Below are 12,930 nucleotides of genomic sequence, written 5' to 3' on the forward strand. Positions count from 1 at the left end.
TATGGCTGAAATGACGGTACAACGCATTGAGGAAGCAACAATCCTGGCGGCCCGCGAAATGGCGGACGCAGGTGATGCGCTGCACGCCAAACAAGTTATGGAAGTAAACAGTAAGCTGGCCGAAGGTCGGCTTACTGTTGCTTTTTGCGGTCATTTTTCCGCAGGCAAGTCCACGCTGATCAATCGGCTGTGCGGGGCTCAGCTTCTGCCTTCCAGCCCGATACCGACCAGCGCGAACGTAGTGTCCATAAGAGGCGGAGCAGAGGCGCTGGCAAGCATCATCACGGAGAAGGACGGCGAGGCCTCTAGTCTTAGTGTGCCTTTGGAGGATCTGGATCGCTATTGCGTAGACGGGGAGCAGTTCCAATCGGTCTCGATTACGTATCCAACAGAAAGATTAGGCAATCATACGGTACTTCTGGATACGCCGGGCATTGATTCTACGGATGATGCACACCGGATGGCAACGGAATCAGCGCTGCATTTGGCGGATGTCGTGTTTTATGTGATGGATTACAATCATGTGCAATCGGAAATTAATTTTGCGTTTGCGAAGCAGCTTAAGGATTGGGGCAAGCCGTTATATTTTATCGTTAATCAGATTGATAAACACAGGGAACGCGAGCTAACGTTTGCTGATTACCGCAAAAGCGTAGAAGAGGCGTTTCAAGCATGGCATTTGGAGCCAGCGGGAATCGTTTATTTGTCGTTGCGCCAGCCGGATCATCCGCATCAGGAATGGGAGGCGCTTACGCAGCTGCTTGACGAGCTGAAGGAATTGCGCGAGCCGCTTGCTGCTTACAGCGTCGACGCTTCGCTGCGCCATCTTGCAGCAGAGCATTTGAAATGGTGCGAGATGCAGGATGAGCCGGAGAAGGAACGGCTGCTTGCCGAGGCAGGCGGAGAAGAGGAAGCACAGCGGGTGAAGGCGGAGCAAGGCGAGCTGACTGTCCAGATGGAGCAGTTCAAGGCTGAACCGGAACGGCTGCGTCTGGAGCTGCGCCGTGAAATGCAGGCGCTGGTAGACAATGCGATCATTACGCCAGCTCCGGTGCGTGATTTGGCGCATGCGTTTCTGGAAAGCAGAAAGCCGGGCTTCAAGACGGGGCTGTTGTTCGCGGGCGCGAAGACGGCGGCCGAGCAGGAACGCCGTGCTGAGCTGTTCTGTCATGATTTTGCAGGGCAAGTTAATGCGGCTGTTGATTGGCATGTAAAGGACTTGCTGCGCCGCGCCGCTGAGCGGATTGGCTACGCAGCGGAAACGCTGGAGCAGCAGCTTGCCGAGCAGTTCAGCTGGCAGCCGGATGCTTCCTGGCTCATCCAGCGCGTAAATACGGGAGCCGTATTCGGCAACGAATATACGATGACGTATACGCGCGAATTAGCCGCGGAGGTGAAGGAGCTTTACCGGAAGCGCGGCAATGAGCTGATCGACGCGCTGACGGCGCATGTGGCAGCGGCGAGCGAGGCAGCCGCTGCTGACGTAAGAGGCCGGCTTGCGGCGCTTGATGCGCAAGCCGGGGCGCTTGGGCTGCTTGCGGCGCTGGCGGAGCGCGCCGCGCAGCATGCGGCGCAGGTCGCTAGGGCGCTGCCGCAGCCAGTGGCGCGGCCGGCGCTGCCGGCGCCGAAGCGCGCAGCGGCGGATGCCAGCGCGCGCGCAGGTTTGGACGGCGGCGCGGCAGATGCCGCCGCCGGGCCGGGCCGCGCGAGCGAAGCTGCGCAGCGCGGCGATAGGGCGGCAGCGGGCGACGCTGCTGCCGCAAGTGCCGGTGGCGCGCCGCAGCACGCGCCACGAGCGCAAGCTGCGCTCGGCAGCGGCGAAGCGCTGTCGCAGCAGCATGGCGCAGCCGCGCGCTTGCTCAGCGCAGCCGCGCTGCTGACGCCGCACGCGCCGCTAGCCGCGGCCGCGCAGGCGATGCAGGACAAGGCGAACCGGCTCCGCAGCAGCCGGTTCACAATCGCGCTGTTCGGAGCGTTCAGCGCGGGCAAATCCTCGCTCGCCAATGCGCTTATTGGCGAGCCGGTACTGCCGGTGTCGCCGAATCCGACGACGGCGGCGATCAACCGTCTCGTGCCGCCATCGGGCGAACACGAGCATGGCACGGCAGGCGTCGTCATGAAATCCCGTGACGCCGTCCTGGAAGACCTGCGCTATTCGCTCGCTTTGCTCGGCGAAGACGCTTCTGACGCTGCGCTGCCGGACGCTGCCGCTCTTATGCGCGCGATCGACCGCCTGTCGCCGGATGCGATTCACGCCGGCGGACGGCCGCACTACAGCTTCCTGCGTGCTGCACGCGCAGGCTGGGAAGCGCATGAGTCGCTGCTTGGCCAGCGCCTCACCGTCTCCCAAGCGGAATACGAGCGCTTCGTAGCGGAGGAATCTCGCTCCTGCTACGTCAGCGAAATCGAGCTTTATTACGATTGCGAGCTGACGCGGCAGGGCATCGTCCTCGTCGATACGCCGGGAGCCGATTCCGTCAATGCCCGTCATACGGGCGTAGCGTTCAATTACATTAAAAATGCCGACGCTGTCCTGTTCGTCACTTATTACAACCATGCTTTTTCACAGGCAGACCGTCAGTTTCTCATGCAGCTGGGGCGGGTCAAGGACCAGTTCGAGCTCGATAAAATGTTTTTCCTCGTCAATGCGGCTGATTTGGCAGCCGATCAGGAGGAGCTTGCGGGCGTCCTCAAGCATGTAGAGCAAAATTTGCTCCAGCACGGCATTCGTTCACCGCGTCTTTATCCGGTTTCAAGCCTGGATGGTCTCGACGCGAAGCAAAGCGGCGATGGCGAGCTGTTAGCGCGTTCAGGCATTGACGCGTTCGAGCGCTCCTTCCTGCATTTTGTGAGCGAGGATTTAGGGCGGCTTGCGATCGACGCAGCTGAGCAGGAAATTGTCAGGGCGGCAGCTACCGTAAATGGCTGGCTGAACAGTGCCACAGGCGATGCGGCTACGAGAGAGCAGGAACGCAGCCAGCTGGCTGCGCTGCAAGAGCAGGCACAGCTGCTGCTTGCGTCCTTCCGGTCCAGCGAGGCGCCGCCTCAGCAGGCACAGGAGCTAAGCGAGCTGCTCTATTATGTCGTACAGCGCCAGCAGCTTCGTTTCGGAGAATTTTACAACTACGCCTTTAATCCTTCTGTCTTGCAGGATGATGGTCGCGATTTGAAGAAAATGATTTGGACAGCTTGGCTTGATTTGCAGCGGCAAATTCAGATGGAGCTCGCGCAGGAGCTGCAAGCGACTTCGCTGCGTCTGGAGCGGATTTTGAACGGCCTTTTGCGCAAGCAATTTGACAGCTGCGCGTCGGAGCTTGCCGCTCTGCTGGCGGGTTATCAATCGATCCCGTATGAGACGGCGGCCATTCCTACTCCGGAAATCGACGTCGATTGGACGACGACGGATATTACCGGCAAATGGCTGTGGAGCCGCTTTAAATCGCCGCGGCAATTTTTCGAAGGCGACGGCAAAGGCCAGCTGCGCAAAGAGCTTGAGGCGCTGCTCATTCCATCACTCCAGCAGTGGATGGCTGTCCAAAATGGACAGTGGACCGAACGCTACAGCGCGCTTTGGAAAAAGTACGCCGAGCAGTCAGGCGAGCAGCTTCAGCAGGACGTTGTCAACTATGTAGAGGGCAAGCGCATCTCGCTAGCGGACAATGCTGATGTGGGGCAATTGCGCGAGCTGCATGAGCAATTGATTCATCTGCATAGCGCAACAATTGTATAAGCTTTCATCTAATAATAATCTGAATGCTTTCAAGGGCGGGTATGAGCCTTTGAAAGCATTTTTTTTAATAGGAGCATTTATAAGTTTCAAGCTTATAATCGGCATATAGTTCCCCCGCAATACGGCAGCTTTACCGCCAGAGGACGGCGATAGCTGTTACGCTTGTTGGACAACCCATTTATTTGGAATATGTGATGAAAACGGACTATGTTAAATTTAAAAGTCTATTTCTGCGGGCAAGCCTTGAAAAATTGTTTAGGCTTGTTTTGTGTGTTTCTGTGCAAAAATGGCGTAAGACGCACACTTTAGGGATGATTTAAGACGATACTTGAGCATAGGTTAGTTAGTGTTTCCAAATTGCCATAATCGGCTGTTTCAATGTAATATACGGAAATTTACTCAGATTGCTCCTGTCATGGGATGCTGATAATATTCATTCATGCTTACAAAAAAGAACAGGGAGTGGGATTTGCTTGGACGTCTTTAGGCAACTCAAACGATTTTACTGGGTCGAACGAAAATTTCTTTTGACCTCCATCGTCTGCCTGATGTTTGCGACAGCGCTCGGGCTCGTATATCCGAATTTGCTTCGCATCTTAATCGACGATGTTATTAAAGAAGAGCAGTATGGCAAGGTGCCTGCGTTAGCGCTAACGGTTGTGGGGGTTGTGACGTTAAAGGGATTGATGCAATTTTTGCATGGTTTTTTCGGAGGAAGGCTCGGCAACCGAGTAGCGTTCAGGCTTCGCAATGCTTGTTATGACAAGTTGCAATCGCTATCTTTTCAATATTATGACAAAGCGAAAACAGGCGATCTCATGTCGCGTTTGACTGCGGATTTGGAAGCGATTCGCAACTTTATCGGCTTTGGCTTTGCCCAAATTTTGAACGTGGTGCTGATGGTCGTATTCGGCGGAGCGATGATGCTGTCCATCCACTGGCAGCTGACGCTTATTACACTAGTTACGATTCCGCTGCTCGTGTTTACGGCTTTGCGCTTCGAGCGCAAAATCCACCCTGCCTTTCAAGAAATGCGCCGCGCGCTCAGCAGCCTGACGACAGCCGTTCAAGAAAACATTACGGGTGTTCGCACGGTGAAATCGTTTGCCCGCGAGCCGCATGAAGTGAACAAATTTTCAGTGAAAAATGAAGCTTATCAGACGAACCAGATCGGTGCTGCAATAATATGGGCTCGTTATTTCCCTATTATGGAATTATGCGCCAACATAAGCGCAGTTATTCTGCTTCTAGCAGGTGGAATGCTCGTCATTAGAGGAGAGCTCAAGCTAGGCGAGCTGGTTGCCTTTTTCAGCTTAACTTGGTACATTATCGGCCCGATGTGGGGGATTGGGTTCCATATTAACAACTATACGCAATCCAAAGCTTCCGGCGAACGGGTGCTGAATCTATTGAACGAGCATGTCCATGTGAAAAACCTCGAACATGCCATCGTGCTTGACGAGCAATTGGTTAAAGGGCATGTCCGTTTCAACAACGTAACGTTTAATTATCCTGACAATGCTCCGGCATTAACGAATATTTCGATTGATGCGCCGGCGGGCTCCGTAATCGGTTTCCTAGGAGCTACAGGCTCAGGAAAATCAACGGTTATCCAGCTGCTCATGCGCGCCTATAATGTGAAAGAGGGCAGCATTACGCTGGATGGCATGGACATTCGCGACATTGACGTGAACAGCCTGCGCAGACAGATGGCTCCTGTTTTTCAGGAAACGTTCCTGTTCTCGGCCTCTATCCGCACGAATTTGGCTTATGGCATGCAGGATGTAACGGATGAGCAAATTGAACGTGCAGCGAAGCTGGCGAAGGCACATGATTTTATTATGGAAATGCCGGAAGGCTACGATACGATTGTAGGTGAAAGAGGAATGGGATTGTCCGGCGGACAGAAGCAGCGGATCGCGATTGCCCGCGCCCTTATTAAAAATCCGCATATTCTCATTCTGGACGACGCTACGAGCGCTGTAGATATGGAGACGGAGCATGAAATTCAGGCGGGCTTCAAGGAGCTTATGGCGGGTCGCACGACCTTCATTATTGCCCACCGCATTTCCTCGCTGCGCCATGCGGATGAAATAATCGTTTTGGATCAAGGCATAATTGTGCAGCGCGGCACGCATCAGCAATTGCTTGCGCAGCCTGGCCCTTATCGTGATACTTACAAAATTCAATACGCCGACTTTCCGCTCGAAGAGCTTGAGCAGGCGGGTTCGCAGCGGAAGGAGGGAGCGCTATAATGAGCAGCACTTCCGGCACGGATAAATACGATAAAAAAGAACGTTTTATTTACAAAGATGATGATGCGATCGAGAAGCCGTTTAACTGGGCGCAGGTGGGCAGATTGTTCGTTTACATGAAGCCCTATAAGCGCCAGCTGATCCCGGCCATCTTCATGATGATTATTGGCACGCTTACGCGGCTCGCGACTCCCGCCCTCGTCATCCTCGCGATTGACGAAGCCATTCAGCCAGCTGATGGCGCGGCAAGCTTGCCAAAGCTGTACTTGTATGCCGGCTTAATGCTCTTGCTGTATGTGGTGCAATGGGCTGCCAACAGCTACCGGATCAAATATACGAATATTATTGGGCAAAAGGTCATTTATGACCTGCGGCATGATTTGTTCAAGCATATCCAGAAGCTTAGCTTCCGCTTCTTCGACAAACGTCCGGCAGGCTCCGTGCTTGTGCGGATTACGAATGACGTTAACGCCCTTCAGGACTTGTTTACGAACGGAGTCGTCAACCTGCTGATGGACTGCGTGCAGCTGCTTGGAATCGTTGTTATTTTGCTGGTTTGGAATTTCAAGCTGGGGCTTGCAATCATGGTAACGGTACCGCTCATGTTTATCGTTTCGACCGCGCTGCGCAAGCGGATCCGTTTTGCATGGCAGGACGTTCGGATGAAGCAATCGCGAATTAATGCCCACTTGAACGAAAGCATCCAGGGGATGAAAGTAACGCAAGCCTACGTTCAGGAAAAAGACAATATGCGTTTCTTTGACTACATGAATACGGTCAATGTGAAATCATGGAATAAGGCCTCGGCGCTCAACCAAGCGTTTGGCCCGGTTATTGAAATTACGTCAGCTATCGGGACATTTATTTTGTTCTGGTATGGCGCCCATCTGATTCAGCAAGGTGCGATTACAATCGGCTTGCTCGTCGGCTTCGCCAACTATATCGGCAACTTCTGGGACCCGATTAACCGGCTTGGCCAAATGTATTCCCAGCTGCTTATTGCAATGGCATCTTCCGAGCGCATTTTTGAATTTATCGATGAAGAGCCAACGGTAAACGAGAAGGGCGCAGCGAAGGCACTGCCGAATATTCACGGCGACGTCGTATTTGACAACATTATTTTTGAATATGAAAAAGGGCGCCAAGCTCTTAAAGGCATTAGCTTGGAAGCCAAGGCAGGCCAATCGATCGCTCTCGTTGGGCATACGGGCTCAGGCAAAAGCACGATCATCAACCTGCTTTGCCGGTTCTATGATCCCGTAAGCGGCAGCGTGAAGATCGACGGGAAGGATATCCGCGACGTAACGATTGAAAGCTTGCGCTCTCAAGTCGGCATCGTGATGCAGGATACATTTATATTCTCGGGAACGATTCGCGACAATATTCGTTACGGCAGGCTTGAGGCATCGGATGCGGATATTGTGGAAGCGGCTAAAGCGGTTCATGCCCATGATTTCATTATGAATTTGCCGGATGGCTACGATACGGAAGTAGAGGAGCGCGGCAACATTTTGTCGATGGGCCAGCGCCAGCTGCTTTCCTTCGCCAGAGCATTGCTTGCAAATCCGCGCATTCTCATTCTCGATGAAGCGACGGCAAGCATTGATACCGATACGGAGCTGAAAATCCAGGAGGCGCTCAAGGCGCTGCTTGCTGGACGGACCTCCTTCATGATTGCCCATCGCCTGTCAACGATCCGCAATGCCGATGAAATTATCGTGCTGGACCATGGCCGCATCGTCGAGCGGGGCAAGCATGAAGCGCTTATTGCGCAAAAGGGCGTATACAATGGGCTGATTGAAGCCCAATATCGTTTCTTGTCAGCTTAAGTCGAAGCAATGCGGTTAAGGTCTTGATTTTTAGTGCAGGAACCTCCACAATGGAAGAAAAAACAATTCGGAATCGGTATCGCTGCCCCTTAAGGCAGCCGCCGACAATTATCCGGTTTGCTTCCAGGAGGTTCTTTTTATTATGTATGGATCACCATTGTCCGGAGCGTCGCGCAAGCTTATGCTGCTCGGTTCAGGAGAGCTTGGCAAGGAGGTAGCGCTTGAAGCGCAGCGGCTCGGCGTTGAGACGATTGCAGTAGATCGCTATGAGAACGCGCCGGCGATGCAGGTCGCTCATCGCTCTTATGTAGCTGATATGCTGGATGGAGCGGCTCTAAGACGAATCATTGAACAGGAGCGCCCGGATTATATCGTGCCGGAAATTGAAGCGATTGCAACTGAAACGCTGGTGGAGCTTGAACAGGAGGGCTTCCGTGTCATTCCAACGGCTCGCGCTGCGTGGCTGACGATGGACCGGGAAGGCATTCGCCGCCTTGCTGCCGAGCAGCTTGGCTTGCCGACGGCCGCCTACCGTTTTGCCGATACGCTGGAGGAGCTGCGTGAAGCGACAGCAGCGCTAGGTTTCCCATGTGTCATTAAGCCGATCATGAGCTCGTCTGGCAAAGGACAAAGCGTCTGCCGCAGTGAAGCGGAAATTGAAGCTTGCTGGAGCTACGCCATGGAAGGCGGTCGCGCGAAGAAGCAGCGGATTATCGTCGAAGGTTTTATTACGTTTGAATCGGAAATTACGCTGCTTACGATTCGCTCCGTATCAGGCACGAGCTTCTGCGCACCTATTGGCCATGTACAGAAGGATGGCGATTACATCGAATCGTGGCAGCCGCATGCGATGAGCACTGAGGAAATCAAGCAGGCGGAGGACATTGCCCGCAAAGTGACCGAAGAGCTGGGCGGTTATGGCCTCTATGGCGTCGAATTGTTCCTTACGCAGGATGGCGTGCTGTTTAGCGAGGTTTCTCCACGTCCGCATGATACAGGCATGGTTACGATGACGACGCAGGATTTGTCAGAGTTTGCCCTGCATGTTCGCGCTGTATTAGGGTTTCCGATTCCAACGATCAGACTGCTGTCGCCAGGCGCCTCGCACACGCTCAAAGCGGATCGTGAAAGCAATCAGTTCCGTATTGGCGGCGTGAAGGAAGCGCTGGCGCTGCCGCATACGCAGGTGCGTGTATTCGGCAAGCCGGAGACGAAAGTCGGCCGCCGGATGGCTGTTGCGCTCAGTACGGCTGCAGATGTAGAGCAGGCACGGGAAACAGCGCGCCAAGCGGCGGAGCTGCTGCATATTACATACGGAGAATAGGCTGCAGAAGGGCTGCCGCGTCCAGTTATCCCATGGGCGCAGCAGCCCTTCTTTCCCGAAATATAAGCATTTATAAGTTTCACTCATATATAAATGGGCTTATATTTCTCGGACTGAAACGCGCCTTGCCTATTTTGTTTTTTTCCAGTACACGCCCGTTGAATCTATCGTCACGAGCGGATCGGTAATGTGATAGGCATTGCGGAAGTCGGTAACAGCTGCAGCGCAATAGCCGATGGAGTAGTCGTCAATGACGATAAAGCCGCCAATGGCTACTTTAGGATATAGATGAGTCAGCGCATCCATCGTCGAGGAATACATGTCGCCATCGAGGCGGGCAATCGCTATTTTATTCGTTGGCGCAGCAGGCAGCGTATCCTTGAACCAGCCTTTAAGAAAGATAATGCCATCGTCATATAGATCATATTTTTGAAAATTGCTGACGACCTCAGGCAAGGACACGCGCAAAAAGTCCTGCTCGTGAAATTTCGAGGTTTCGTCGATCGGACAGCGGGCCTCCGGCGCTGGCAGCCCTTCAAAGGAATCGGCGACAATCACCTTACGGTTCGTTATGCCATTTACTTTCAGAAAGCCGCGCATAAAAATGCAAGTTCCGCCGCGCCATACGCCAGTTTCAATGAAGTCGCCCTCGATGTTGTTGTTGACGACGGCATTCATAAGCTGATGCAGATGGTTCATGCGAATACGCCCGATCATACTATGGGCAATAAGGGGCCAATCGAGGCCTTGAAAGCGATTTTCCTTCGTAGCGCCAGGCTCATGCTCCAGCCAAATTTCAAATAATATTGCTTTTTTCAACATTTCCAAATACATCTCTTTTGGTGTATTATTGCTCATAATCACAGTCCTTTTCTTTTTTATGGTTAACGTATGAATATGAATCAAGTTTGAAGATGGCTTGTGTGTACGACTACTGATACGAAAAACTTATACATTGCCTGTAATTTGTAAATGATTGTGAAAAAGGAGAGAGACAAGCGATGCGTTCATCCAAAAGATTAGGCATTATGATTGGCGCCTGCTCCCTATTGATCACGATTTTGATGCTCGTTGGTATTGGCTATGCCATTAAGGACCAGCTGTTTCCCTCTGTATCCGTACAGCCGCAGGTTACGGCTTTGCCAGAGCAGACGGCTGAGAAAAATCAGCTTCGCATTGTCGCAATAGGCGATTCTCTGACCAAGGGAGTTGGCGATTCGGCAGGCGGTGGTTATGTCAAGCAGGTCGTAGACAGCTTGGCTGCTGATCCGGACAAGCAGGCGGAGCTCGTCAACAATTTGGGCATTAGCGGACTGCGCGCCGACCAGCTTGCGGAAAATTTAAAGACGGATAAAGGCATTGCTTATGCGCTGCAGCAGGCAAATGTCATTTTGCTGACGATTGGCGGCAATGACCTGTTTCAATCTCTGCAGGGCGCTCAGGATTCCAATGGAACTGCAGCAGCTGAACCAAACATGTCGCTGGCGCAGGTGGAGAAAGGGCTTGAGGAAGGCTTGAAGCGGCTCGATAATGTACTTTCGGAGCTGCACCGGATTAATCCGGAAGCCCGCGTCATTTATATTGGCCTCTATAATCCGTTTTTTGACGTGAAAGAGCTGCGGGATGGCAGCTTGGAGGTTCAGAAGTGGAACGAGAAAGCTTATGACATGCTTCATGAATACTCAAATATGACGATGGTACCGACATTCGATTTGTTTGAGGAACGGATTGGCAGCTACTTGTCATCAGACCATTTTCACCCGAATCATGAAGGTTACAAACAAATTGCGCAGCGGGTCGTGCAGGCGTTGTAGCAGAAGGAGGCGCTATGGAACAGTCGAATGCAGTGCTGCAAGTGACAAATTTAAGCAAAAAAATTCGCGGCAAGCAAATTATTCATGATGTCAGCTTTGAGGTGCGGGCGGGTGAAATTTTTGGTTTTCTTGGGCCCAATGGCTCTGGCAAAACGACGACGATTCGCATGCTGGTCGATCTTATTAAGCCAACCTCTGGACAAATCCGGATTTGCGGGCATGATGTCCAGAAGCAGCCGGAGCAGGCGCTCCGTCATATCGGGAGCATTGTCGAAAACCCTGAAATGTATGGCTATATGACGGGCTGGGACAATTTGCAGTATTTTGCCAATATGCTTGATGATGTGGATGAGGCCAGAATTAGCGAGGTCGTCGAAATCGTCAGCCTGACAGAGCGCATTCATGAAAAAGTCAAAACGTATTCGCTTGGCATGAAGCAGCGTTTAGGCATTGCCCAAGCTTTGCTCGGACGTCCGAAGCTGCTCATTCTTGATGAACCGACGAATGGGCTTGATCCGCTTGGGATCAAGGAGCTGAGGGCGTTTGTGCGGATGCTTGCCGGAGAAGGCATTAGCCTGTTCATATCGAGCCATTTGCTCAGTGAAATTCAATTGATGTGCGATCGAGTGGCCATTATTGACAAGGGCAGAGTGCTGGCCGTCGGTTCGGTGGACGAACTCGTTCAGCAGGCTGGAACATATGTATTATGGCAGCTGGAGCCTCGGGAGCAAGGCATTGCTTTGCTGCTGCAAGGCGGCAAGGCTGCAATCGTTTCGGAAGAGGAGCACCGGATTGATGAGAGCGTGCTTGCGAGCATGCCGGGTGCCGTCGTCACAACGATGCCGCTGGAGGATATTGCAGGGACCGTGAGCCGGCTGGTAGCGGAAGGCATAAGCGTTGAAGGGGTGCACAAAGCGGCTCCTACACTGGAAGAATTGTTTCTGAACATGACGGAGGGGAAAAGCCTTGCATAAATTACTGCTCCTTATTGAAAATGAAACCTTGAAAATGTGGAAAAAAAGAAGGTTTCTCGTCATTGTCCTAGTTCTCCTTGTTATTATTCCAATGTTCACGTATGCTCAGTTAACCGTAGCACAGAACAATAAAGACAAATTTGCCGACTGGCGCAACGAGGTGCTTCAGCAAATTACGGATATGCAAAACAGGCTGTCCAGCAATCGGATTCCTGAGGAATGGAAGAAGCAGCAGCGCATTGCGGTGCAGCAGCTCCAATATTATTTGGATCATGATGTTAATCCTAGCAGCCCGAATGGCGTTACTTTTACCCGGGAATTTATGAATAATGCGGTAGGGTTGTTTATTCCGCTGCTCGTATTGACCATTGGTTCTGATCTTGTATCTGGCGAGCGCGGCACCGGAACGATTAAAATGCTGCTCACCAAGCCGGTTCGCAGATGGAAGGTGCTGTTCAGCAAGCTCGCGGCGCTTACGCTTTATGTATCGCTGCTTGTCGGGGTGATGGTGCTGCTGTGTTATTTAATATCGGGCATGTTTTTCGGCTATGGAGGCTGGGGCTTGCCGATCTTTACCGGTTTTACGATCAACGGCAGCGAGGTCGACACGAGCTTTGTGCACATTGTTCCTCAGTGGCTGTACATGCTCATGCAGACGGGACTTGTATGGCTGTCCGCCATGACGGTAGCGATTCTCGCTTTGATGGTATCGGTTCTTGTCAGAAGCACGGCGGCAAGCATGGTAATCATGATGGCTTCTGTCATTGCCGGAACGATTCTTTCGAGCATGTCCTCCTCGTGGGAAAATGCCAAATATTTATTCGCCGTGAACCTCAATTTGCCGACATATTTGGAAGGTTCGCCGCCGCCGATTGAGGGCATGTCATTTTCTTTTTCCCTTATCGTGCTTGCGATTTGGGCGATTGCGGGGCTTATTGTCTCGTTCAGCGTCTTTACTAAACAGGACATCTTGAATTAAAATAGCTTGAAGATACGGTAACAAT

At 52.4% G+C, this 12,930-nt stretch carries 8 protein-coding genes; 7 read left to right on the plus strand and 1 reads right to left on the minus strand.

The window, feature by feature from the left end; translation table 11 throughout:
• Window position 1 precedes the first annotated feature (1 nt).
• The 4 genes from BBD42_RS22750 to purT all read left to right on the plus strand — a co-directional run bounded on the left by BBD42_RS22750 (window position 2) and on the right by purT (window position 9,138).
• The gene (locus BBD42_RS22750; RefSeq protein WP_099519993.1) at window positions 2–3,730 is read left to right on the plus strand and encodes a dynamin family protein; all 3,729 of its coding nucleotides are present in this window, start codon (window positions 2–4) and stop codon (window positions 3,728–3,730) included.
• Window positions 3,731–4,203: 473 nt separating this feature from the next.
• Window positions 4,204–5,985: an ABC transporter ATP-binding protein gene (locus BBD42_RS22755; protein ID WP_056028622.1), complete on the plus strand. Its 1,782-nt coding sequence runs from the start codon at window positions 4,204–4,206 to the stop codon at window positions 5,983–5,985.
• On the plus strand, window positions 5,985–7,814 hold the full coding sequence (locus BBD42_RS22760; RefSeq protein ID WP_099519994.1) for an ABC transporter ATP-binding protein: 1,830 nt from the start codon (window positions 5,985–5,987) through the stop codon (window positions 7,812–7,814). The genes BBD42_RS22755 and BBD42_RS22760 overlap by 1 nt, the downstream gene beginning before the upstream one ends.
• 142 nt (window positions 7,815–7,956) lie before the next feature.
• Window positions 7,957–9,138, plus strand: coding sequence for a formate-dependent phosphoribosylglycinamide formyltransferase (purT, locus tag BBD42_RS22765; RefSeq protein WP_099519995.1), 1,182 nt, complete (start codon window positions 7,957–7,959; stop codon window positions 9,136–9,138).
• Window positions 9,139–9,267: 129 nt separating this feature from the next.
• Here the strand turns inward: purT and BBD42_RS22770 are convergent, their stop codons facing one another.
• Window positions 9,268–9,996, minus strand: a complete 729-nt coding sequence (locus BBD42_RS22770) for a TylF/MycF family methyltransferase (protein ID WP_099519996.1) — start codon at window positions 9,994–9,996, stop codon at window positions 9,268–9,270.
• Between the two features lie 143 nt (window positions 9,997–10,139).
• Here BBD42_RS22770 and BBD42_RS22775 point away from each other — a divergent pair, with 143 nt between their 5' ends.
• Genes BBD42_RS22775 through BBD42_RS22785 form a run of 3 tightly spaced genes read left to right on the plus strand, consistent with a single transcriptional unit; the run spans window position 10,140 to window position 12,905 of the window.
• Complete coding sequence (locus tag BBD42_RS22775; RefSeq protein WP_099519997.1) at window positions 10,140–10,952, plus strand: GDSL-type esterase/lipase family protein; 813 nt, start codon at window positions 10,140–10,142, stop codon at window positions 10,950–10,952.
• A gap of 14 nt (window positions 10,953–10,966) precedes the next feature.
• Window positions 10,967–11,926: an ABC transporter ATP-binding protein gene (locus BBD42_RS22780; protein ID WP_099519998.1), complete on the plus strand. Its 960-nt coding sequence runs from the start codon at window positions 10,967–10,969 to the stop codon at window positions 11,924–11,926.
• A complete protein-coding gene (locus BBD42_RS22785; protein WP_081418554.1) occupies window positions 11,919–12,905 on the plus strand; it encodes an ABC transporter permease in 987 nt (328 codons plus the stop codon). Before BBD42_RS22780 ends, BBD42_RS22785 begins: the two co-directional genes overlap by 8 nt.
• Window positions 12,906–12,930 lie beyond the last annotated feature (25 nt).

Origin of the sequence: Paenibacillus sp. BIHB 4019 (assembly GCF_002741035.1) — a bacterium.
Classification (GTDB): domain Bacteria; phylum Bacillota; class Bacilli; order Paenibacillales; family Paenibacillaceae; genus Pristimantibacillus.